Below are 22,847 nucleotides of genomic sequence, written 5' to 3'. Positions count from 1 at the left end.
TTTGTTTTATTGGTTGCTCAGGCGGAGGACCCGAAACGCGCAGGGTCCACCTCGATCCAGGTTGCCCGGCCCCACGCGCAGGGCGTGCCGTCCGCACGCCAGATCGCGGTGCCGGAAAAATGCTTGCGGCCTTCGCGGCCGAGCCGCCAGCCGCCGACGATGTATGACTTGCCGGCGATCACCCGCTGCGCGATGTCTACCGCCAGGCGCCCCAGCACGAGCGGCCGTTCCATTTCGTCGAGCCAGGCCCACGCCCCGGGACAATCCAGCGCCGCCCAGAGGAACTCGGATCGCACTTTGCCGTCATCATGCGCGAGGTCGGCATGGGGCGTCCACAGGCAGGCGACCAGTTCCTTCTCGGCCACGCGGCCGGCGAACAGCCGCAGCCCGTCCCCGGGCGCACGCGCCGGGCCGCAGACGAAACAGTGGGGGAAGGCATGAGTCTGCAGGCCGTGATAGTGCGCTGCGGCCTGGGCGGCCGTCTCCGGCTCGGGCGCGGGCGGCAACGGCAACGCGAGCGGGACATGGCGGGCCTGGGCAATGGCCGTGCCATCGTCATCGAGGAGCACATGTTCCCCGTCACGGCTCTGCACGGGGAGTGCGCGATCGAGCGGCGGCGGCTTTCGCAGCGTCACTTCGACGGGCAGTGGCAGCCCGGCGGCGAGCCGGCCACAGGTGTAGCCGCCGTTGCCCGAATCGGTAGGGCCGCAGAATCGCGCTGCAATGGCCAGGGTCGCGGTCGCCTCCGGAGATGGGGGGCGCGCCTGGGGCATGCCTAGTCGAGGTTCCGACCGCAGCCCGAATAATTGCGGCCGTCGAGCGTGACCTCCGCCGTGATCGGGTACATCGTGCCGCTCATGACGTCGGTGCAGGCGCGATCCTGGGCGACCAGGAGCAAATCGTGCTCCTCCGTGATCGAATGCCAGCGACGGGTCGGAAGGTCGGGATCCTCGACGACGCCCGGGTTCGGCACCACGACCTTTCGCTCGCCGTACTGGTACACCATCACCAGCCGCTCCGGGTGCACTTCGATATGCCAGCCGGGCTCCTGGCCCACCGCGCGGAACGTGGCACCGCGCGCGCGCGCGTCCACCCACGGCGTATCGGCACGGTTCAGTTCGCAGGTCATTTCCTCGCCATCGAGGGTCAGCGTCGCGCTGTTCATGCCTTTGCCCCAGAACACGGTGTCGTCGGCGGCGTAGCGCGCGCCGGAGGCCGCCTCTACCTGCGGCAGGACGATGGACCGCTCGCCGACCTCCAGGGTCAGTTCCTCGTCCCCCGGCCGCACCGTGACACGCCGCCCGTTGCACTCGTAGGCATAGGCTTCGAAGCTGAACGACCCGGTGAGCGGCTCGCGCGCGATCACGTCCTCGATCTGCGGCGCCGACTCGGGCTCGCTCCCGATGGTTGCCGGGGGTCGCGTGGGCGTCGGTGGCGGCTCGGTAGGTACCTCACTGCGGCCACAGCCTGTCGCCCCCGCGCAGGCCAGCGCCAGCACGGGCAACAGGATGTTACGCATGGGGGTCACTCCTTCACTCGTCATACCCTCAATGCTAGCAGACCCGTCCGTGCGCCGGCGACACGGGAACTCATCCGCGCGCCGTCGGGTCGGTGTCCCCCGTGAGCGCATCGATGCGGCGGCGCAATTCCTCGAGCTCGGACTGCAGCGAATCGACACGCCCTTCCAGGATCTCGAGACGTTCGTTGCGTGATCCCGCGGCCATCTTGTCGTCGCGTGCTGCCGCAGGCGGCGGTGGCGTCTCGCCCGTGAACAGCTGCATCCAGCGGCAGTCCCGCCGCCCTGTTTCGCGCGGCAGCTGGACCACCAGTGGCTCCTCGCGGCCCGCCATGTTGCGCAACGCCTGCTCGACCTCGCTCACGTCGCGCAATGGCGCCAGGCGGTTGGCACGGGTACGCAATTCGCCCGGCGTCTGCGCGCCGCGCAACAGCAGCTCGCAGATGATGGCCCGCTCGGCGGGCTCGAGGTGGAGGTTGCCGAACTGGGTATTGCAGAAACGGTGCCGGTAGCGGGTGACGCGGCCCCCGACGCCTCCGCTGCGGTCCGTTACGAGGTGTTTTTTCATCAATCCGTCGAGAATCTCCTGGACTTCGCTGCTGCCGAGCTCCAGCACCGGGTCACGGTTGCTTTTCTGGTTGCATGCGGCGGTCAAGGCATTCAGTGACAGCGGATACTGATCGGGCGTCGTGATTTCTTTCTCGATCAGGCTGCCGATGACGCGGGCTTCCAGGGGGGTCAACTCTGTGCGCATTAAGGTTCTCCACGAACGACAGGCGTGCGGTTCGGCAGCCTAAGGTATAAATCCGCGGCGCGGAAGCCGGCAGGATAGAATGACGGGCCAGGCCTCGCGCCCGACCATCGTCACGAGTCCATGCTGCTTCGATTCGACCAGGTTTCACTACGTTTCGGCGACCAGGCCATCCTCTCGGCTGCGGATTTCACCATCGAGGCCGGCGAGCGCGTGTGCCTGATCGGGCGCAACGGCGCGGGTAAGACTTCGCTGCTCAAGCTCATCTCGGGGAGCATCGCGCCGGACGACGGGGAAATACAGGCGCGCGCCGGACTGCGCGTCAGCCGGCTCGAACAGGATCTGCCCGACGAGCTGGATTCCACCGTGCGCGAATCGGTGATGAAAGGACTGGCACCCGTGCGCGCCCTGGTCGCGGAATACGAGCGGCTGGCCCACACCGAGCTCGGCTCGCACGGACTGAGTGATCTCGAGGCGTTGCACCGGCGGATCGACGCGGCCGACGGCTGGAACGTCGAACGCGCGGTGGACACGCTTCTGACGGAGATGAAGCTGCCCGGCGATCAGCCGCTCGGCGCGCTGTCCGGCGGGTGGCGCAGGCGCGCCGCACTGGCGCGGGCGCTCGTGAGCAGGCCGGACCTGCTGTTGCTCGACGAGCCCACCAATCATCTCGACCTGTCCTCCATCCAGTGGCTGGAGCAGCGCATCGTCAACTGGCCGGGCGCGGTGTTGTTCATCACCCATGACCGGGCATTCCTGCAGCGCCTCGCCACCCGGATCGCGGAAATCGACCGCGGCAAGCTGGTCAGCTGGCCGGGAGACTATCGTGACTACCTGCGGCGCAAGGCCGACGCCATCGAGGAGGAAGAACGGCAGAACGCCGAGTTCGACCGCAAGCTGGCCGGCGAGGAAGCCTGGGTGCGGCAGGGCATCAAGGCGCGCAGGACCCGCAACGAGGGCCGGGTGCGCGCGCTGGAGGCATTGCGCGAGGAGCGCGCCCAGCGTGTCAAGCGCCCCGGCACCGCGCGGATCAGCATCGGCGAGGCCGAAAGCTCCGGCCGCAAGGTCCTGCAGGCGAAGAATGTCAGTTATGGCTACGACGGAAAGCCCCTGATCACCGCACTCGACCTGAAGATCATGCGCGGCGACCGCCTCGGCCTGGTGGGGAACAACGGTGTCGGCAAGAGCACCCTGCTGAAGCTGCTGCTCGGCGAGCTGGAGCCGCAGGCCGGCACCATCAAGCAGGGCACGCACCTGGAGATCGCGTATTTCGACCAGATGCGCCAGTTGCTGGAGCACGACAAGAGCGTCGCGTACAACGTCGGCGACGGCCGCGACCACGTCGTCGTGAACGGCAAGCCGCAGCACGTCGTGGGCTACCTCGGCGGCTTCCTGTTCACCGCCAAGCGGGCCCTGACGCCGGTCGCCGCGTTGTCCGGGGGCGAACGCAACCGCGTGATCCTGGCGAAACTGTTCACCCAGCCGAGCAACCTGCTGGTGCTCGACGAGCCGACCAACGACCTCGACGTGGAAACGCTCGAAGTGCTCGAGGCCCGCCTGGCCGAGTATGCGGGCACCCTGCTCGTCGTCAGCCATGACCGCGAGTTCCTGGATAACGTCGTGAACCGCATCCTCGTTTTCGAGGCGGGCGGACAACTGGTCGAATATGTCGGCGGCTACAGCGACTGGGTGCGGCGCGGCCGCGAGCTGGCAGAGATGGAAGCGCCGGCGGAGGCGATGTCTTCGGAGGGTGCGGCACCGCGACCGGGCGCGACGCCCGCAGAGGCGCCGGGGGGTTCCGGGCGGCCGGCGCGCACGGCGCACAAACTGGGATACCGGGAGCAGCGCGAGCTCGATGCGCTGCCGGGACGGATCGATGCGCTGGAAGACGAAATCGCCGCGCTCGAGGCCAGGATGGCGGCGCCGGAGTTCTACGCGCAGCCCTGGGAACTGACCCAGCCGGTCATCGATGCCCTGGCCCGGAAGCAGGCCGAACATGACCGCCTGACGAACCAATGGCTGGCGCTCGAGGAGCGCCGCGCCGCCCTGGCCGCCGGCCGGGAGCGCTGACGGCGCTCAGTAATGCGGCGGCTTCTCGTCCGCCGCAGAGTGCTCCGGACCCTGCTCCATCGCGGCGCGCAGCTGTTCCGCCAGGCGCTCGACGCGTGCCGCCAGGGCATCCAGCGCCTGTTGCTGGCGATAGACGACGTCGCCGAGCTCCTGGTTGCCGCGCTCCAGGTAGGCGAGCTGGGATTCGAGGTCTTCGAGTCGCTTGCTGTCGTTCATTCCGTCATGTCCGGGGGATGCCGGTGGGTTGATGCGGTGCGCCGCCCGATCGTCAACGCGCGCCATGATCGGCCCTGATGCGATCGCGCACCAGTTCCAGCAGTTTACGCACGAGTTCCGGGCGGCGCGGATCGATGTGGCCGCCTTCGGTCCAGATCAGTTCCTTGGGTTGACGGGCGGCCGCATAGAGCTTCTCGACCTTGTGCTCGGGAAGTCGCTCATCGTCGCGCGCGCCGACGACGATCAGTTCACGCGGTGCGATGCGCGCAACCCACGATTCGGTATCGAAAGAACTGCCATGAGCCAGCAGGTGGGCGAGCCAAGCGGCCGCCGGACGCAGCCAGTCCTGCGGCACGCGATCCTCCAGGTTGTGCTCGATCCAGCCCCGATTGCCGGCCCCGCCGTGAATGATCCATACGCGGCGGAAGCGTTCGTCCAGCGCGCCCGCCACGGCGACGAAGGGCGCACCGAAACTCACCCCGACGAGCTCGGCGCGGTCCGTATCGGCCCACGGCTGGGTGGCGAGCCAGTCGAGCGCGACGGACACCGCGGGCGGCGTATCCAGGAGCGCCTGTTGTACCTCTCGCAAGCCGCGGAAAAAGCTGCCGATCGAGCGAATCTCGATATCCCCGTGATAGGGGTAGTCGAGGGCGACCATGACGAACGGACCGGGATGGCCGACGAGATCCACGGCATTGCGGCCGGTGCGGTGACCGCCGAGCAGCACGAGCACCGGCAGCGGCGCATCCTGGACGGTGGGCCGCAGGAGGCGCGCATCGACCCTCAAGCCAGTAGCGGTGCTGAGGTGCACCGCCTGGCTGGTGAACCCGCCCGGGTGGGAGACGATCGCTTCCGTTTCCGCCACCGGCACCGCGCCGCGGTGGGCGACGAAGGCGTCGTGCCGCAACCGGGTGTGGTCGGCGAGCCACCAGGCGCCCCACGCAAGCGTCGCCAGGAAAAGCCCCAGCATGAGCCATCCGATGAGTTTCATGGGCGGGATTATCGCATCGCCGCTCGTCGCGTGCGCGGCCGGATCCGCGTGACGGCGCGGATCACGGGACCTCAGATGATGCGCAGCGTGATCGCCTTCAGCACGGCTCGCGTCCGGTCTCGCGTGGCGAGCTTGTTGAGAATATCCGAGACGTAGTTCTTTATCGTGCCTTCTGCGAGGAACAGGGAGGCCGCGATCTCGCGGTTGGAGTAGCCGCCGGCCATCAGTCGCAACACGGCGATCTCCCGCGGCGTGAAAGTGTCGGTCGGGGGCGCCTCGTCGTGATAGGCGAAGCGCTCGCGAAGCGCCCCCGTGGTCACGGGCTGCAGGCAGCGCTCGCCTTGCGCCGCCCGCCGGATCGCCTCCGCGAGATCCTCCGGAGAGGCATCCTTCAGCATGAAGCCATGCGCCCCGGCCGCCGCCGCCTCCAGCACCAGGCCATCCTCGTCGAAGGTGGTCAGCAGCACCACCGGCGGCCCGCCGGCCGCATCCAGTTCGCGGCACAAGGCCAGGCCGTCCATGCCGGGCATACGGACATCTGAGACCACCACGTCGGCCGGCGTATCGCCGAGCGCGTCCAAGAGCGCTGCGCCGCTTGCCGCCTCGATGACCACCCGGATACCCTCGAGGTCGTTGATCACCGCTCGAAGGCCCTGCAGCACGAGGGCCTGGTCGTCGGCCAGCGCCACCCGGATGACGCTCATGCCGGCGCCTCCAGGGGCAGCCACGCGGTGAGCCGCAGGCCACCACGCGGGGACACCGAGAGGTCGAGACGGCCGCCAAGCAGCTCGAGCCGTTCGCGCATGCCCTCCAGGCCGTTACCGGGCGCGACGGGCCACCGGACCCTGCCATCGTCGTCCAGGATCAACTCTATACCGGCATCTTGCCGCTGCAGCCGGATCCAGGCCCTGGCGGCATTGGCATGGCGCGCCGCGTTGGTGAGGCCTTCCTGGGCCGCCCGCAACAAAGCCATCGCCTGCTCGGCCCGGGGCACGCGGGCGCCGGGCCCGATTTCGATCTCGACGCGGGGACGCGGCAGCGGCTCCGCCAGCCGGCGCAGTGCGGCCTCGAGGTCGAGGCCGTCCCCGATCCGCAACTGCCGGACCAGGGCGCGCAACTCGTCCAGCAGCTCATCCGCGAGGCGTGCGCTGACCTGCAGCTCCTCGCGCTCGCCCAGTGCCGGATCGCCCGACAAGCGACGCAGGTTGAGTTTCAGCGCGGTCAGCTTGTGGCCGGCCACATCGTGGAGTTCGCGCGACACGCGGAGCCGTTCCTGGTCGCGCGCCGTTTCATCGAGCACCAGGCGCGTGGCCAGCAGGCCGGCATTCACCACCCGCAGTTCCTCCGCCAGGTGGCCCGCACGGATCGCGTAACGCACCATCAGCACGGTGAAGGCCTGGAAGCCGAGCCACGCGACCCAGGCGCTGAATGCCGATCCCAGCGGCCAGTGCCAGTGCCAGGTCATGATGCCCAGCAGGCCGAGGTTGATCGTCGCCAGCAAGGCGAGCTCGACCGGCAGCGAGAAACGCAGGGTCATGGTCGCGGCGAGCAGGATCAGCAGGATCGCTGCGGTGCCGCTCGGCCCGAGCGCCAGCAGCACGGTGATCGCGACCAGTTGGCCCAGCAGGCCGAGGTCGCGAAGGGCGACGCGCCCGGGGCGTTCGCTGTACACGGTGAGCGTGAAGCAAGCCATGAAGGCGAGCAGCGCGATGCGCGCCGGCCACGCCAGTGCGGGGTCTCGGGATGCGAGTTGCGCGACGACTTGCACCCACACGGCCATCCAGGTGATGAGCGCCGCGATCAGCAGCGGCAAGCCGGTCGGCCCGGGCCGCGGCCGTGCAGCAACAAGCGACTCCTGCGGATGCTTCATGCGCAGCAGGTTGCTGCGAGGACGACACATGCGCAAGAGCCTGCGCGCATAAAGTGACTTTCGGCACCCCCGGCGAGTGACCAATGGCACCTGCGGAGAGCGGCCGGGAGCGGCACAGTGACGGCCGTCCACCGCGGAGAACACACATGAACCTCCATGCCGCTTCCATCGATCTGCATCTCGCCACCGGCGTGGTCGCACTGTCCTCGTTCTGGATCGCCGCCCTGGCACGCAAGGGCAGCCGGCCGCACATCTGGTCGGGTCGAATCTACCTGGGCGCCATGCTGGGCATCATCCTGACGGGCATCCCGCTGGTGGCCGGCTTCGCTGCAGCCGGCAAGCCGGTGGCGACGGCGTTCTTCGGCTTCCTGCTGGCGCTGGTGGGCTGGACCTGCTGGTGCGCCTGGCGGGCCATCCGGGATCGTCATCACCCCGAGCGCTACGCCGGCCCGGTGTACTGGCTCCTGACCTGGCTGGTGCTCGCAGGCGGGGCGGGGATCGTCGTGCTCGGTGTCGTGCGGGGTGCTGCGTTGCTCATGGTATTCGGTGCCGTCGGTGTGCTGGCCGGCCTCGATGCACTGCGGATCCGCCGGCGGATCCGCGACGATCGCCGGTGGTGGCTGAAAGCGCACCTCGGCGCGATGATCGGCAACGGCGTGGCCACGCACATTGCCTTCATGTCGATCGGGCTGCGCAGCGTGTTGCCCGAAGCGGACGGCCGGCTGCTGAATTACCTGGCGTGGTTCGGTCCCCTTGCCGTCGCGCTGGCCGCGAGCTGGTGGCTGAATCGCCGCTATCTCCGGCTCGGCCGATAGCGCGACGGGACTCGATTTCCTCCCCGTCGCGCGGGACGTTATGCTTGGCGGCGAACGCGATACGCGCCACGGGATGCCGAACATGAGACGCCTCGCCACGCCGTTGCCGGCCATCCTGCTGTTGGTCTTCGCCGTGGGCCTGTCCGGCTGCGGCCAGTCGGAAGCGACGCGGTATGCCGGCACCTGGGAGCTGGATACGGCCATCGTCAAGGCCGCCATCGAGGCGGAGATCGCGAGCATCGAAGACGACGAGGAACGCCAGGCCATGGAAGCCGGCATGGCGCTGATGGGTTCGCGCATGCTCGAGGCGCTGCGCATCACGCTGGTGCTCAATGACGACGGGACGGCCGTGAGCACCACCAGCATGATGGGCGAGAGTGAAACGGTGAACGGCACCTGGTCCGCCGCCGACGACATCCTGACGATCGAGATGACGGGGGACGGTGAGTCCCAGTCCATCAGGGGACGGGTCGAGGACGACCTGCTCGAACTGTTGCCGGCCGAAGACGAGGAACTGCCTTTCCCCATGGTGTTGCGCAAGCAGCCCGGCTAGGGTCGGCGTAACGGGTCTCAGGCCCAGGGGGCACTTCGTGACACGCATACTTGCGCTCGATTTCGAGACCGCCAGCCACGCCCGCGACAGCGCCTGTGCGCTCGGGCTGGCCTTGATCGAGGACGGGCGCATCGTCGCCGAGGACGCCTTCCTGATCCGGCCTCCGGAGCCGGAATTCGTGTTCACCCATATCCACGGCCTGTGCTGGAACGACGTCGCGGGTTCGCCGCTGTTCGACCAGGCCTGGCCGCGGCTGGAGCCCTGGTTGCATGAGGTGGACTGGCTCGCAGCGCACAATGCACCTTTCGATCGCGGCGTGCTCGATGCGTGCTGCCGGACGTACCGGCTGGCCTCCGTCGATACGCCCTTCTTGTGCACGGTGCAGGTCGCGCGCCAGGTCTGGGGCATCTACCCGACGAAGCTGCCGCTGGTCTGCCGGGCGCTCGATATTCCGCTCCGGCATCATGATGCGGCATCCGACGCGTCGGCCTGCGCACGCATCCTGGTGCGCGCGCTGGAGTCCGGCTGGTGCCCGCCGACACGGTAAATCGTCGAGTTGATTGAATCTTGACGCCCTCCCACGGTCGAAAAATGTGATGTGTAACAGGTAGCGGGCGGCGCTCGTGGGGAGAATGGTGCAATGAAGACGATTGCAGAACCCGGTCTTCGGCGATTCGCCTGGCGGCGGGGCGTGGCCTCGCTGGCCGTCTTCACGCTGCTCGCAGCGTGTGGCGGCGGTGGTGGCGGCGGCGGCGGAGAGGCCGACTCGATCGGATCAGTCCAGCGGATGGTGGCGGATGTCGCCGGCGACAGCACCGGAACCGTCGGCGAGCCGCTGGGCGTCGTGCCCGGCATCCGGGTCGTCGACGGCAGCGGCGCCGGGATCGGCGGCGTGACGGTCAGTTTCCGCGTCGAGCCGGGCGGTTCGGTCTCGCCGGCCACGGCCGTCACCGGCGCCGACGGCCGGGCCCGGCCGTCGGCATGGACACTCGGCGGTGCGGCGGGCACGCAGGTGCTCGTGGCGACAGCCACCGGCGGCGGCGAGCAACGTTTCAGTGTCGCCGCGATGCCGGGTCCGCCGAATCGACTCGAGGCGGTCAGCAGCCTGGCCCAGTCGGGAGAGCAGGGCGGCGCGGTTGCCCAGCCGCCCGCGGTGCGCGTGCTGGATGCCTTCGGCAACCCGATCCCCGGCGAAACATTGTCGTTCGTGGTGGAGCAGGGCGGCGGATCGATCTCGGGAAGTCCTGCGTTGACCAGTGCCGCCGGGGTGGCCACGTTACAGGCCTGGACGCTCGGGTCCGATCCCGGCAGCAACGTCGTGCGCGCCGTGTATCCGGGCCTCCCCGACGTCGTCTTCACGGCAGAGGCGCTCGAGGCGCTCGCTCTTTCGATCGAATCGGTGCAGATCAACCAGGGAACCCAGAGCCCCAGCGGCGATGTGGATCTCGTGGCGGGGCGCCCGGGCCTTCTACGCGTCATGCTGAAAGCGAACCGCAGCAACACTGCGCGTCCGGAGGTGCGCGTCCGGCTGTTCCAGGACGGCGCGCCGCTGTGGACGGAGATCATTCCAGCGCCGCTGAGCGGCGTGCCGACCGATCCCGACCTGTCGTCGGTGGTGCAGACCTGGAACCTCGCGCTCACCGGGGACGAGATCCGCCCCGGAATGAGCCTCGAGGTGGTGGCGGATCCCCAGGAGCTGGTCACGGTCAGTTCGCGGGACTCGATGCGTTTCCCGGTCGGCAGCGGCGCAGCCCCGGTCCAGGTGAGAACGCTCGCGCCGCTGCGGATATTGTTCATCCCGATCGAGGCGACGGCCCACGGCCGGACAGGCGGCATCTTTCCGGAAAACGTCGAGAATTTCCTGGCCTCGACACGTCGCTGGTTGCCCACGGCCGAGATCCAGGCGGAGTTGCGCGGGACGAATTTCGTCACCGATGCGGACCTCACCGACCAGGACGCCATCGGCCAGCTGCTGTCCGACCTGCAGGCGGCGCGAAGCCTGGAGTCGGCCGGTGATCGCTATTATCACGGCATCATCCCGCGCGTCAGCGGCTTGCCTATTTCGGGCATTGCTTTCCGTCCATCATTCCCATCCAGCTCCTTTCGCAGCGCCCTGAGTTTCGACCACCTCCCGGGCGCGGCCGAGACGGTGGCCCACGAACTGGGGCATAACCTGGGCCGGATGCATGCTCCCTGCGGCGACCCGGATTCCCCGGACCCGAATTTTCCCTATCCCGGAGGCGCCACGGTCATGCCCGGCTACGACGTCACGGACAGGCTTCTGCGCAGCGCGTCCGACTTCAGCGATTACATGGGCTACTGCCGGCCCCGCTGGACGAGCGACTACACCTACCAGGGCATTCTCGACTGGCGCCGCAACGATCCGCTGGCGGTCGCCGGGGACGAAGGGGCGGCGGTGGATGCCGACGCCCTCCCTCGCCCGGGTCTGCTGCTGTGGGGGCGCACCGGCGCGAACGGAGTGGAGCTCAATCCGGCGTTCCGCCTGGAAGCCGCGCCGGTGTTGCCGGACGAAGACGGCCCGAATCGGTTGCGGGGCCTCGCGGCAGACGGGCGCGTCGTGTTCGACCTGTCATTCGCCGGCGTGACCGTCCCGCATGCCGCGGATCCTGCGGCGCGACATTTCTCCTACTTCGTCCCGCTGGCGGAGGCCGACTTTGCGGCCCTGCATACGATCGAGCTGGCCGGTCCGCAGGGGCGCGCCAGCCATGTCCTGGAAGCGGCCGCAGGCTCCGGTCCCGCGCCCGCGAAGGCCAGCGAGGCGATGCAGGCGGTGCGGCAGGATGCATTGCCCGGCGGCGGCCTGCGCGTGCGCTGGGACAGGGCGCGAAGCCCCGTGGCGATGCTGCGCGACCGTCGCTCGGGCCACATCATGGCGATCGGCCGCAGCGGCGACCTGAGCCTGTCGGCCGAGGCTGTCGCCGGGACCGAACCGGAGCTCCTGTTTTCCGATGGCGTGCAGACGATGCGTGCGACGCCGCAGTGGCAGGAGAAGTGATCCCGGCGGCACGTTGTCGGCCCGGCTTCAAACGCAGCCCGTGGGCGGCGCTCCTCCTGGCCAGCGGGATCGGGCTCGCCGCCTGCAACGCGCCGCCGCACGGCGAGCATGCGGCCGGAACCATGAGTGACGACGCCTGGTCGCTCGAGCGTCGCCTCGGGGACGAGCGCGTGATGTTGAGCGGCCGGATCGATACGGAGGCCTTCGGGCTCGACCCGGTGGTGGTCACCGCCGGTCCGAGCGACCCCGATCCTTCTGCGCTCGAATCCGCAGCACCCTACCGCTTGCGCGGTTTCGATGACGCCGGTGCAGAGCTGTTCGCCATGCGCTTCGGCGCCGCGGCGCTGGTCGCCGTTTCCCCGGGTCCGGCGCGCCGGTTCATGTTCGTCGCGGAGGTCCCGGGGGGCGCCGCGCAGCTCGCCCGGGTCGAACTGACTGCAGCGGACGGTCGCCAATGGGCGCGCGAGGCCCGCCTCTCACGCGCCGGACTCGAGGCTGCGCTGGAGCGCGGTGAGGGCCTGTCGGTGGAGGGACGCCCGGGCGATGCGGTCGGAATCCGCTGGGATCCGGGGCGTTTCGTCCTGCTGCATGTGCATGACGCGAAGACCGGCCTGGCGCTGGGTGCCGGGCGCGCAGGGGAACTGGTGGTCTCGACGGAGGCGATGGCGCTCGATATCGCGGTCTCGGACGGGGTGCGCAGCGGCGCTGTACGCATGCGCGCTCGATAGTTTGCGCCCAGGTGTCTTAAACTTTCGGGGTCTCCCCTGATTCCGGAACCCGAACCATGCTGAACCTGGTGCGTATCGCGCTCCCGTCGTTGTGGATGATCCTGTTGCCCGTCGCGGCGCCGGCCGCCGAGACACCCTATCCGGCGCCAGGGCCTTCACCGCTCGAGGGCATTTCATACGGCGAGTCGCTGTACCCGGACGGCGCCGACCACGATCCGTCCGTGCCTGCGCCGGACGCGTTCACGGCTGCCGAGAACGGTCGGCGCGCCGCGACCTCCGAGCAGATCGTCGCCTATGCGCGGGCGGTGGCCGAGGCCTCGCCACGCGTGGAGCTGACCGAATACGCGCGCAGCTACGGCGGGCGGCCGCTGGTCTACCTGGTCATATCCAGCCCGGAGAACCTGGCGCGCAGCTCAAGCATCAAGGAAGGCATGGCGGCCCTCGCCGATCCGCGCGGACTCGGCGCGGCGCGGCGTGACGAATTGCTGGACACCCTGCCGGGCGTCGCCTGGCTGGGCTACTCGATCCATGGCAACGAGACCTCCGGCTCGGATGCCGCGCTCACCGTGATCCATCATCTCGCCGCCGACCGCTCGGACACGACGCGCCGCCTGCTCGATGAGCTCGTGGTCATCATCGACCCGAACAAGAACCCGGACGGCCGGGAGCGCTTCGTGAAGAGCATGGCGGAGACCCGCGGCGTGCAGCCGAACGTGGACGACCAGTCCACGCTGCACACGGGATACTGGCCCTACGGTCGCGGCAATCATTACCTGTTCGATCTCAACCGCGACTGGATCTATGCGCGCCACCCGGAAACCCGCGGGCGCATTGCCGCGTTCCTGGAATGGCGGCCCTTGCTGTACATAGACGCGCACGAGATGGGCGCACAGGACACCTACCTGTTCTCGCCGTCCCGCGAGCCGCACAACCCCAACCATCCGCCTTACCGCCAGGTCATCGGCCAGGTCTTTGCGACCGACCAGGCGCGCGCCTTCGACCGCTTCGGGTACCCGTATTATTCCGGCGAGTGGCACGAAGACTGGTATCCGGGCTACAGCGACGCCTGGGCCGGATTGCGCGGCGCGCACGGCATTCTCTACGAGCAGGCGCGCATCGCGGAGGACGGGGTGCAGCGTCATGCCGGCCTGTTGAGTTATCGCCAGTCGGTCCACCACCAGGTCATCTCCTCGTTCGCGAACCTCGAGACGCTGCGCCGCGAGCGGCGCAACATGCTGGAGACCTTCGTCACGGATCGCGCCAACGTGGCCTCCGCCCGCGGGCCCTATGCCGACCGCAGTTTCGTCGTCCTGCCAACCGATAACGCGGGGCGGCTCAACGACCTGCTGGACCTGGTCCGGATCCAGGGCTTCGAAGTGCACCGCCTGACCCGCGCGCTGCGCGTCGGCGTCGCCACCGACCAGTTCGGCCGGCAACTTCGCAACCATGAACTGCCTGCAGGCAGCATCGTGCTGCGCAACCGGCAGCCCGAGGGCCGGGTGCTCGCCGCGATGTTCGAATTCGATCCCCGCATGTCCGCACAGGCATTGGCCACGGAACGCGAGCAGGTGCTCAAGCGCGGGCGCAGCACGATCTACGACACGACCGCCTGGAACGTCTCGATGATGTTCGGCCTCGACGCCCTGACCGTGCCGCAGCACCTGGAGGCCGGCCTGGAGGCGATCCAGTGGCCTGGCGCCGAGACGGCCGCGACGCCTCCGGCGACCAGCGAACCGGCCATGATCGGGCTGGCGGTCTCCGGTGCCGATGACCGGGCGCTGGCGTTCGCGGCCCGCATGATGGAGCGGGGTCACGCGGTGCGGGCCAACCGGGAACCCTCCCAACTCGGCGACCATGCGCTGCCGATCGGCTCCATCGCCCTGACGCGCGACGACAATCGCGACGGCGACGGCTGGCGCGAGGACGCCCGCGAGGTGGCTGCGCAACTCGGGATCCGCCTGCACGTGATTACACACGGTCGCGCGCCTGGCGACCTCGCGGATCTCGGCGGGCAGCAATGGCGCCTCCTGGCCAGGCCGCAGATCGCCCTGCTGTCGCGCGGCCAGACCAACATGCTGGATTTCGGCGCCGCCTGGTACCTGCTCGATCATCGCATCGGCATTCGCCACAGCCACCTCGACGAGGAGCGCGCCGGCAGTTTCGACCTCAGGCGTTACAACGTGATCTACCTGCCCGAACGGCTTGGACGGGCGCCGCTGCCCGACGCGCTCGTGACGGCGTTGACTGACTGGGTGCGCGCCGGCGGCACTCTTGTGGCGGTGGGCCATTCCGCGCGGGAACTGGCGGATGCCGACTCGACCTGGGTGGCGACGAGCCTGCTTTCCGACGTGATCGACGGCGACGTCGCTTCCTACCAGGACGCGATTCACCGGGAATGGCTGGCCGGCCGGCCCCTGCCGGATGATGAACTGGCCTGGGGCCGCGAGGCGACACCGGGCGACAGTCCGCCGTGGGGCGCCGATGACGGGCTTGCCGAGCCCGAGGCGCGAGCGCGGCTCGACGCGTGGCAAGCCATGCTGATGCCCTCGGGCGCGCTCGTCGGCACCCGCGTGGACACGGGACACTGGTTGACGGCCGGAGTCGGGCCCGTCCTGCCCGTGCTGTATTCCGACTCGCCGATACTGATGTCCACCCCCCCGATCGAGGCGCCCATGCGCATCGGGGTCTACCGGCCGGCGGACACCGACGCCGCCACCCTGAACTGGGCCCCGGTGCCCGAAGGCCAGGCATTGCAGGTGCGCATGTCGGGCTTGTTATGGCCCGAAGCACGCGACCGGATCGCGTCGTCGGCCTGGGTGACCCGCGAGTCGATCGGTCGCGGGCAGGTGATCCTGTTCGCCAGCGCCCCGGCCTTCCGTGCGGCCCAGCTCGGCGCGATGCGCGTGCTGGAGAACGCCCTGGTCCTCGGGCCCGGGATGGGCGCAAGCCGGCCGGTGCCATTGCCCTAGCACCATGTCCGAGCTCGCCGCCATCCTCGTCGGCAGTGCGTTGGGCGGCGTCGCGCGGATGTGGTTCGGCGCATGCGTGGCGCGCCGCTTCGGCACCGCCTTCCCGTGGCACACGCTCGCGGTCAACATGAGCGGCGCGTTGGCGATCGGCGTGCTGGCGGGCGTCCTGTCGAGCGGGCTGGCGGGCGGAGTGTCGGGCGGACTGGCCGGCGGACTGGCCGGTGGCAGTCCCGGCACGGCCTGGTGGCTGCTCGGCATCGGGGTGCTCGGCAGCTACACCACGGTCTCGTCCTTCAGCCTGGAGAGCCTGGCTTTGGCACATGCAGGCCGCTGGCGGGCCGTCGCCGCAAATATCGGGTTGTCGCTTGGGTTGTGCCTGCCGGCGGTCGCCGCGGGCGTCTCGGTCGGCGCATGGCTGTCGGGATCAGGGTGGTGAGCGATACGCCTGTCATGCAAGCGGCATCCAGGCGCGATCGATGGCCGGGTTATTTGGCGGTCGCGGTGGGCAGCGGACTCGGCGGCACGTTGCGCTGGAGCCTGTCCGGCCTCCTGGCGGACCAGGGCGGCGACATGCCCTGGGCCACCGTGATCGTAAACCTCAGCGGTTCCTTCCTGGTCGGCGCCTATGCCTCGCTCGTCTCGCCGGGTGGCCCGTGGGCGCACAGCGTGCCCACCCGGTTGTTCTTCATGACGGGCTTCTGCGGCGGCTTCACGACCTTCTCGATGTTCGGTCTCGAGACCCTGGGGGCTCTCCAGGTATCGGGCTGGCGATGGGCCGGAGCCTATGCGCTCGGCTCCGCGCTCGCGTGGCTGGGCGCGGCCTGGGCCGGTTTCGCCCTGGCACGACGGGCGTATCAGGGCAGGTGAGGTGCGGCCAGGTAGGTTGCGCTGCGCATTTCTTCGAGCCGGCTGATGGTGCGCTGGAACTCGAACGTGAGCCGTGAGCCGGTGTACAGCACGGCCGGCGGCACCGCGGCCGACAGTATGAGCTTCACCTTGCGCTCGTAGAACTCGTCCACGAGCGCGATGAAGCGGCGCGCCTCGTTGTCGTTGTCGGGGCCGAACTGCGGCACGCCGGACACCAGCACGGTGTGGAAGCTGCGTGCGATCTCGATGTAGTCGGCCTGGCTGCGCGGCCCGCCGCACAGTGGGACGAAATCGAACCACGCCACGCCATCCGCGCGGCAGCGCACGGGGATCGTGCGCCCCAGCACGCGCAGGTCGCCGTGGTTGCGCGTATCCTCGGGCGCGGCGTCCGCGAAGAATTTTTCCAGCCCGCGCTCCGCGGCGTCGCCGAGGGGGACGCGGTAGATCTCGGCGCGCTCGAGGAGCCGGAAGCGGTAATCCGTATCCCCGCCGATGGGGAAGACTTCGGTGTGGCGCTCGAGTTGTTCGATGGCGGGCAGGAAGCGGGCGCGTTGCAGTCCGTCCCTGTAGAGGTCCTCGGGCGCCACGTTCGAGGTGGCCACGAGGGTCACGCCGCGCGCGAACAGCTTCTCGAACAGCAGGCCGAGAATCATGGCGTCGGCGATGTCGGAAACGAAGAATTCGTCGAAGCAGATCACCCGGGCGCGCCCCGCGAGCTGGTCGGCCACCTTCTCCAGCGGATCGGCATGATCGGCATGCGCCCTGAGCTCTGCGTGCACATCGGCCATGAAGCGGTGGAAATGCCGCCGGATCTTCTCGCGAAACGGCAGGCACTTGTAGAAGAGATCCACGAGCCAGGTCTTGCCGCGCCCGGTCCCGCCCCACAGGTAAAGCCCGCGCACGGGCGCGACGGGCCGGGTTCTGCGAAACAGGCGCTTCTTGCGTGGCGGCGCCGTCACGAGCGCGTGGTGCAACGCGTCCAGGCGTTCCACCGCGGCGGCCTGGTGAGGATCCGCCACCCAGCCGAGCCGTGCGATCTCGGCCTCGTAACGCGCCAGCGGGGTCACCGGGAGGCGGGCGCTGTCGGCGGCGTCCATCAGTCGCCTGCGAGTTCCGGCCGGTCGCGAAATTCCTCGAGCGCCTCGGGATTCGCCAGCGCGGCCGTGTTCCTGACAGCCCGGCCGTGCACGACGTCGCGGACCGCGAGTTCCACGATCTTGCCGCTGCGCGTGCGGGGAATGTCGCCGACCTGGAGAATTTTCGCCGGCACGTGCCGCGGTGTGGCGTTGGCCCTGATCCGCCGGCGAATCCGCTGTCGCAGGTCATCGTCCAGCACCAGCTCGTCACGCAGGCGGACGAACAGGACGATGCGCTGGTCGTCTCCCCAGTCCTGGCCGATCGCCAGCGATTCGACGATCTCCTCAAAGTCCTCCACCTGGCGATAGATCTCCGCGGTGCCGATGCGCACGCCCCCGGGGTTCAGCACGGCGTCGCTGCGCCCGTAGATCACGAGCCCGCCATGCGGCGTCAGGCGCGCCCAGTCGCCGTGGTGCCAGGTGTTCTCGAAGCGCTCGAAGTAGGCGGCACGGTAGCGGCTGCCGTCCGGATCGTTCCAGAAGCCGACCGGCATCGACGGAAAGGGCCGCGTGCAGACCAGTTCGCCGGGTTCATCGACGAGCGGCCGGCCCGCCTCGTCGACCACCGCCACCGCCATCCCGAGGCCGCGGCATTGCAGTTCGCCCCGGTACACGGGCAGCACCGGGCTGCCCAGCGCGAAGCAGGACACAATGTCGGTGCCGCCGGAGATGGAGGCCAGTTGCTGGTCGGCCTTGACGTGGCGATAGACGAAATCGAATGAGGCCGGCATCAGGGGGGAGCCGGTGGAAAGGATCGCGCGCAATGGCGCCAGCCGGTGGTGCCGCGCAGGCTCGTAGCCGGCCTTTTCGACGGCGGCGAGATACTTGGCGCTCGTACCGAAGACGGTGACGCCTTCCTCCTCGGCCATTTTCCAGAGGGCTTCCGGGCCGGGATGGAATGGGTTGCCGTCGTACAACACGAGGGTGGCGCCGCTGGCCAGCCCCGAGACCAGCCAGTTCCACATCATCCAGCCGCAGGTCGTGAAGTAGAACAGCACGTCGTCCCGGCCGATGTCGGTGTGCAGGCGGTGCTCCTTGAGGTGCTGGAGCAGGGTGCCGCCCGCGCCGTGCACGATGCACTTGGGGGCGCCGGTGGTGCCGGACGAGTACAGGATATAAAGCGGATGATCGAAGGGCAGCTGGGCGAATTCCAGGCGCCCGGTCGGAGACAGGAAATCAGCCCAGGCCGCGGCTCGCGGCAGCGCCGAGGTGTCGGGCCGGGCTTCCAGGAAGGGCACCACCACCACGTGCGCGATGTCCTCGATCCTTTCGAGCACGCTGCGGATCCGCGCCAGGGAGTCGATGGCCTTGCCGTTGTAGCGATAACCGTCGGCGGTGAACAGGATCTTGGGACGGATCTGGCCGAAGCGGTCGATGACCCCCTGGACGCCGAAGTCGGGCGAGCAGGACGACCACACGGCGCCGAGGCTCGTCGTCGCGAGCATGGCGATCACCGCCTCCGGGCAGTTCGGCAGGAAGCCCGCGACGCGATCCCCGGGGCCGACGCCGCGTTGCCGCAGGGCATCGCTGAGCCGGGCCACCTGCACGTGGAGCTCCGCGTAAGTGCAGGTGCGCCGCTGCCCGTCCTCGCCGCGCCATACGAGCGCCGGCCGGTCATCGTCGAAGCGCAGCAGGTTCTCCGCGAAATTGAGACGGGCCCCAGTGAACCAGCGGGCCCCCGGCATCGCGTCCGGGTTTTCGAGCGCCACGTCCCAATGGCGCGACGACCTCACTGCGCAGAACTTCCACACCGCGGGCCAGAAGTGTTCCGGGTGGTCGACACTCCACTGCCACAGCGCATCCCAGTTCTCGAGGGACGGGGCGAGCACGCCGCTCACGGACCTGATGAAACGCGTCACCTGGGCGCCTTCGATGCGCGCCGCGGAGGGTTGCCAGAGGGGCGCGTCGGTCATCGGAGGAGTCCGTGGTACATGAAAAGCACTCGCTCGGGTGACGGCTCAGGAACCGTCCAGCGCCTTCTCCAGGGCGGGCAGCAGCTGGAACAGGTCGCCGACCAGGCCGAAGTCCGCCGCCTCGAAGATCGGCGCGTCGCCGTCCTTGTTGATGGCGACAATGCAGCCGACGTCCTTGATGCCCGTCATGTGCTGGATGGCGCCGGAGATCCCCACGGCGATATACAGGTCGGGCGCGATGATCTTCCCGGTCTGGCCCACCTGCATGTCGTTCGGCACGTAGCCGGCGTCCACGGCGGCGCGGCTCGCGCCCACCGCGGCGCCCAGCTTGTCGGCGAGGCGATAGATGATTTCGAAGTTCTCCTTGCTGCCCACGCCGCGGCCGCCCGCGACCACGCGCGTCGCGCTCTGCAGGTCCGGCCGGTCGCCGCCGCCGGCCGCGGACAGCCCGATGTAGCGGGTGTGCGTGGGCAGTTCGGCACTCGTCGAGGCCGAGACGATCGGTGCATCCCCGCCGGCGTCGACGGCGCTGAACGACGCGATGCGCACCGTGGCGAGGACCGGGATGCCCTCGGGCACCTTGACGGTCGTGATGACGTTGCCGGCATAGATCGGCCGCTTGAAGGTGCGTGCGTCGATGATTTCCATCAGGTCGGACACCTGCGGGACGCCGAGCAGGGCCGCGACCCGGGGCAACAGGTCCTTGCCGAAAGTCGTCGAGGGGGCGAGCACGTAGTCGTACCCGCCTTCATGTTCGCGGGCGAGCGCCGCCACCTGCGGCGCAAGCACGGCGGCCAGCGGGCCTTCGTTGGCCGGGTCGCTGATCGACAGCACCCGCGAGACCCCGTCGAGTTTCGCGGCGGCCGCGCAGGCCGCATCTTCGTCCGGCGCATGGAACACGGCGACATGGACCGTGCCGAGCTGTCGCGCGCAGGCCACCGAGCGCGCGATGCCCGTGTTGAGGTTCTTGCCGTCGTGGTCGGCGATCAGCAATACAGTGCTCATGACAGGAGCCCCTTGTCCTTGAGGGCGGCGACCAGCGCCTCGACGGAATCGACCTTGACGCCGCCCTGGCGCCGTGGCGGCGGTTCGTAACGCCCCGTTTCCAGCTGCGGCGGCAACTCCACGCCCAGCTCGGCGAAGGGCCGGATGTCGAGTGGTTTGCGCTTGGCTTTCATGATGTCCGGCATCTTCACGAAGCGCGGTTCGTTGAGACGCAGGTCCACGGTGATCACGGCGGGCAGGTCCACTTCGATGGTCTCCAGCCCGGCGTCGACTTCACGCGTCGCCTTCGCGCTCCCGTCGTCGAACTCCAGCGCGGACACGAAGGTCGCCTGCGGCCGGTCCCAGAGCGCCGCCAGCATCTGCCCCACCTGGTTGGCGTCGTCGTCGATGGCCTGCTTGCCGAGCAGCACGAGCCCCGGGTCTTCTTCCTTGACCACGGCGAGCAGCGCGCGAGCGGCCGTCAGCGGCTGGATCTCTTCGTCCGACGTCAACAGGAGGGCGCGGTCGGCGCCCATCGCCAGCGCGGTGCGCAGTTGCTGCTGGGCGGCCTCCGGGCCGATCGACACCACCACCACCTCGGTGGCGGCGCCGCGTTCCTTCATGCGCAGGGCTTCCTCGAGCGCGATCTCGTCGAAGGGGTTGATGCTCATCTTCACGCCGTCCTTGACGACGCCCGTGCCTTCGCGATTCACCTGCACGCGCACGTTGTAGTCGATGACGCGCTTGATGCCGACCAGGATTTTCATTTCAGTTCCTTGTCACAATGTCTGGTAATTCGGCCCGCTGCCGCCCTCGGGCGTCACCCAGTCGATGATCTGGTAGGGGTCCTTGATGTCGCAGGCCTTGCAGTGGACGCAGTTCGAGGCGTTGATCTGCAGCCGGCGTCCCCCTTCGCCGTCGTCCACCATCTCGTAGACGCCGACCGGGCAGAAGCGCGTGCAGGGATTGCCGTAGTCCTCCGCGCAGCGCGTGGCGCAGATCGACGTGTCGGCGACGCGCAGGTGCACCGGCTGGGATTCCTCGTGCGCCGTGTTGGCGAAATACACGCTGGCCAGCCGGTCGCGCGGCGGCAGGGTGCGTTCGGCCTGCCAGTCGGCCGCCATCGCCGCCTGCTCGCCGTGCGCTTTCGCCTGGGCGCGCGTCTCGAGGCTGTCCCAGTCCGCGTGGGTGCGCAACGTCCAGGGGCTGCGTCCGCCGAGCACGGTCTCCAGCGCGGCGTTGGCCATGCCGAGCCACAGCCCCCGGTAAAAACCGGGTCGTATGTTGCGTACCTTGTGCAGTTCCCGGCCGCCTGCGGAGGCGCGGAAGGCGGTATCGAAGCCGGCCGGCGAACCGCTGTCCGCCAGGTGGTCCGCAGCCAGCATGGCCGAGCGCAGTGCCTGGTGCACGCCCTTGATCTTGGGGACATTGAGCGTTCCTGCGGCATCGCCGATCAAGAGGGCGCCCGGCATGTCCATGCGTGGCAGCGCCTGGAGGCCGCCCTCGATGATCGTGCGAGCCCCGGAAGAGACGATTTCGCCGCCTTCGAGCAGCGCCGCGATCTCCGGGTGATGCTTGAACTGCTGGAAGGCCTCGAAAGGCGAGAAACGCGGGTCCGCGTAATCGAGCCCGACCACGTAGCCGATGTACAGCCGGTCCTCGTCGAGGTGATAGAGAAAGCTGCCGCCGTAAGTGTGATTGTCCATCGGCCAGCCAACGGTGTGCTGGATCAGGCCGGGGGTCGTGCGTCCGGCGGGGAGTTGCCACAACTCCTTGAAACCGAGGCCGTAGGTCTGTGGCATCGCGTCCCGGTCCAGGCCGAAGCGCGCGATCATCTGCTTCGCCAGGCTGCCGCGGCAACCTTCCGCGAGGATCGTCGTGCCGGCATGGATATCCACGCCCGGGGCGAAGTTGGCGCCCGGGTGGCCGTCGGGCGTGCCGTCGGCTTCCACCCCCATGTCACCGCAACGCACCCCGATGACGCGCGCCTCGGCGCCTTCGCCCTCGACGAGGACGTGGCGTCCCGGGAACCCCGGAAACACCTCCACGCCCAGCGACTCGGCATGCGCGGCCAGCTGCTTGCAGAGCTCCCCAAGGGAGACGATGAAATTGCCGGCGTTGTGCATCTGCGGGGGCGTCGGCAGGCGGAAGGAGCGTTTCCGCGTGAGCAGGCGGAACTCGTCCCGCCCGGCCGGGACGCAGATCGCCGGCGGGGTGTCGCGCCACGACGGCATCAGCTCGTCGAGCGGCTGCGGCTCCATGACGCAGCCCGAGAGAATGTGCGCACCGATCTCCGAGCCTTTCTCGAGCAGGCAGATGCTGGCGTCGGGGAGGCGCTGCTTGAGACGGATGGCGCAGCCGAGCCCGGCCGGCCCGCCGCCGACGATGGCGAAGTCATATTCCATGACGTCGCGCTCCGTCTCGTTGCCTTGCTCGCTCATGGGCGTACTGC

21 protein-coding genes are annotated in these 22,847 nt (G+C 69.0%); 9 read left to right on the top strand and 12 right to left on the bottom strand.

Annotation, left to right across the window (positions count from 1 at the left end; translation table 11 throughout):
* Positions 1–17: 17 nt before the first annotated feature.
* From G6032_RS00685 to G6032_RS00675, 3 genes are all read right to left on the bottom strand, one after another.
* Complete coding sequence (locus G6032_RS00685) at positions 18–773, bottom strand: hypothetical protein (RefSeq protein WP_165280203.1); 756 nt, start codon at positions 771–773, stop codon at positions 18–20.
* Between the two features lie 2 nt (positions 774–775).
* The gene (locus G6032_RS00680) at positions 776–1,519 is read right to left on the bottom strand and encodes an MliC family protein (protein ID WP_165280202.1); all 744 of its coding nucleotides are present in this window, start codon (positions 1,517–1,519) and stop codon (positions 776–778) included.
* Positions 1,520–1,589: 70 nt separating this feature from the next.
* A complete protein-coding gene (locus tag G6032_RS00675) occupies positions 1,590–2,270 on the bottom strand; it encodes a DUF480 domain-containing protein (RefSeq protein WP_165280201.1) in 681 nt (226 codons plus the stop codon).
* Between the two features lie 120 nt (positions 2,271–2,390).
* On the opposite strand from G6032_RS00675, the gene G6032_RS00670 reads away from it, so the two are divergent.
* Positions 2,391–4,337, top strand: a complete 1,947-nt coding sequence (locus G6032_RS00670) for an ATP-binding cassette domain-containing protein (protein WP_165280200.1) — start codon at positions 2,391–2,393, stop codon at positions 4,335–4,337.
* A 6-nt stretch (positions 4,338–4,343) separates the two neighbouring features.
* On the opposite strand, the gene G6032_RS00665 is transcribed toward G6032_RS00670, so the two are convergent.
* The 4 genes from G6032_RS00665 to G6032_RS00650 all read right to left on the bottom strand — a co-directional run bounded on the left by G6032_RS00665 (position 4,344) and on the right by G6032_RS00650 (position 7,444).
* Positions 4,344–4,553 carry a SlyX family protein gene (locus G6032_RS00665; protein WP_165280199.1) on the bottom strand — a complete coding sequence of 70 codons (210 nt, stop codon included), beginning with the start codon at positions 4,551–4,553 and terminating at the stop codon, positions 4,344–4,346.
* A 52-nt stretch (positions 4,554–4,605) separates the two neighbouring features.
* Entirely contained in the window at positions 4,606–5,544 is a 939-nt protein-coding gene (locus tag G6032_RS00660; RefSeq protein WP_165280198.1) for a hypothetical protein, read from the bottom strand.
* 71 nt (positions 5,545–5,615) lie between these two features.
* Positions 5,616–6,248, bottom strand: coding sequence for a response regulator transcription factor (locus G6032_RS00655; RefSeq protein ID WP_165280197.1), 633 nt, complete (start codon positions 6,246–6,248; stop codon positions 5,616–5,618).
* On the bottom strand, positions 6,245–7,444 hold the full coding sequence (locus tag G6032_RS00650) for a histidine kinase (protein ID WP_165280196.1): 1,200 nt from the start codon (positions 7,442–7,444) through the stop codon (positions 6,245–6,247). The genes G6032_RS00655 and G6032_RS00650 overlap by 4 nt, the downstream gene beginning before the upstream one ends.
* A 116-nt stretch (positions 7,445–7,560) precedes the next feature.
* Between G6032_RS00650 and G6032_RS00645 the strand changes: the two genes are divergently transcribed.
* From G6032_RS00645 to G6032_RS00610, 8 genes are all read left to right on the top strand, one after another.
* Entirely contained in the window at positions 7,561–8,229 is a 669-nt protein-coding gene (locus G6032_RS00645; RefSeq protein WP_165280195.1) for a hypothetical protein, read from the top strand.
* 82 nt (positions 8,230–8,311) lie between these two features.
* Positions 8,312–8,782 (top strand): hypothetical protein, encoded by a 471-nt coding sequence (locus G6032_RS00640; protein WP_165280194.1) that lies wholly within the window; start codon positions 8,312–8,314, stop codon positions 8,780–8,782.
* A gap of 37 nt (positions 8,783–8,819) precedes the next feature.
* Complete coding sequence (locus tag G6032_RS00635; RefSeq protein WP_165280193.1) at positions 8,820–9,329, top strand: exonuclease domain-containing protein; 510 nt, start codon at positions 8,820–8,822, stop codon at positions 9,327–9,329.
* A gap of 93 nt (positions 9,330–9,422) precedes the next feature.
* Entirely contained in the window at positions 9,423–11,798 is a 2,376-nt protein-coding gene (locus G6032_RS00630; protein ID WP_165280192.1) for a hypothetical protein, read from the top strand.
* Positions 11,795–12,526 carry a hypothetical protein gene (locus G6032_RS00625; RefSeq protein ID WP_165280191.1) on the top strand — a complete coding sequence of 244 codons (732 nt, stop codon included), beginning with the start codon at positions 11,795–11,797 and terminating at the stop codon, positions 12,524–12,526. Before G6032_RS00630 ends, G6032_RS00625 begins: the two co-directional genes overlap by 4 nt.
* Positions 12,527–12,582: 56 nt before the next feature.
* Positions 12,583–15,495 (top strand): M14 family zinc carboxypeptidase, encoded by a 2,913-nt coding sequence (locus G6032_RS00620; RefSeq protein WP_165280190.1) that lies wholly within the window; start codon positions 12,583–12,585, stop codon positions 15,493–15,495.
* A gap of 4 nt (positions 15,496–15,499) precedes the next feature.
* Complete coding sequence (locus G6032_RS00615) at positions 15,500–15,931, top strand: CrcB family protein (protein ID WP_165280189.1); 432 nt, start codon at positions 15,500–15,502, stop codon at positions 15,929–15,931.
* Complete coding sequence (locus G6032_RS00610) at positions 15,928–16,362, top strand: CrcB family protein (RefSeq protein ID WP_206211721.1); 435 nt, start codon at positions 15,928–15,930, stop codon at positions 16,360–16,362. The genes G6032_RS00615 and G6032_RS00610 overlap by 4 nt, the downstream gene beginning before the upstream one ends.
* On the opposite strand, the gene zapE is transcribed toward G6032_RS00610, so the two are convergent.
* From zapE to G6032_RS00585, 5 genes are read right to left on the bottom strand one after another with little or no spacing between them, the layout of a single operon-like run.
* Complete coding sequence (gene zapE / locus G6032_RS00605; RefSeq protein ID WP_165280188.1) at positions 16,350–17,459, bottom strand: cell division protein ZapE; 1,110 nt, start codon at positions 17,457–17,459, stop codon at positions 16,350–16,352. The genes G6032_RS00610 and zapE overlap by 13 nt on opposite strands.
* Positions 17,459–19,411 carry an acetoacetate--CoA ligase gene (locus tag G6032_RS00600; RefSeq protein WP_165280187.1) on the bottom strand — a complete coding sequence of 651 codons (1,953 nt, stop codon included), beginning with the start codon at positions 19,409–19,411 and terminating at the stop codon, positions 17,459–17,461. The genes zapE and G6032_RS00600 overlap by 1 nt, the downstream gene beginning before the upstream one ends.
* 45 nt (positions 19,412–19,456) lie before the next feature.
* Positions 19,457–20,416 carry an electron transfer flavoprotein subunit alpha/FixB family protein gene (locus G6032_RS00595; protein WP_165280186.1) on the bottom strand — a complete coding sequence of 320 codons (960 nt, stop codon included), beginning with the start codon at positions 20,414–20,416 and terminating at the stop codon, positions 19,457–19,459.
* Entirely contained in the window at positions 20,413–21,162 is a 750-nt protein-coding gene (locus tag G6032_RS00590) for an electron transfer flavoprotein subunit beta/FixA family protein (protein WP_165280185.1), read from the bottom strand. Before G6032_RS00590 ends, G6032_RS00595 begins: the two co-directional genes overlap by 4 nt.
* Before the next feature lie 12 nt (positions 21,163–21,174).
* Positions 21,175–22,836, bottom strand: a complete 1,662-nt coding sequence (locus G6032_RS00585; RefSeq protein ID WP_165280184.1) for an electron transfer flavoprotein-ubiquinone oxidoreductase — start codon at positions 22,834–22,836, stop codon at positions 21,175–21,177.
* Positions 22,837–22,847 lie beyond the last annotated feature (11 nt).

The sequence above is a fragment of the Wenzhouxiangella sp. XN24 genome (genome assembly GCF_011064545.1).
Lineage (GTDB): Bacteria > Pseudomonadota > Gammaproteobacteria > Steroidobacterales > XN24 > XN24.
Note: the sequence above shows the minus strand (reverse complement) of the source record. Positions and strands in the feature narration are given on the sequence as shown.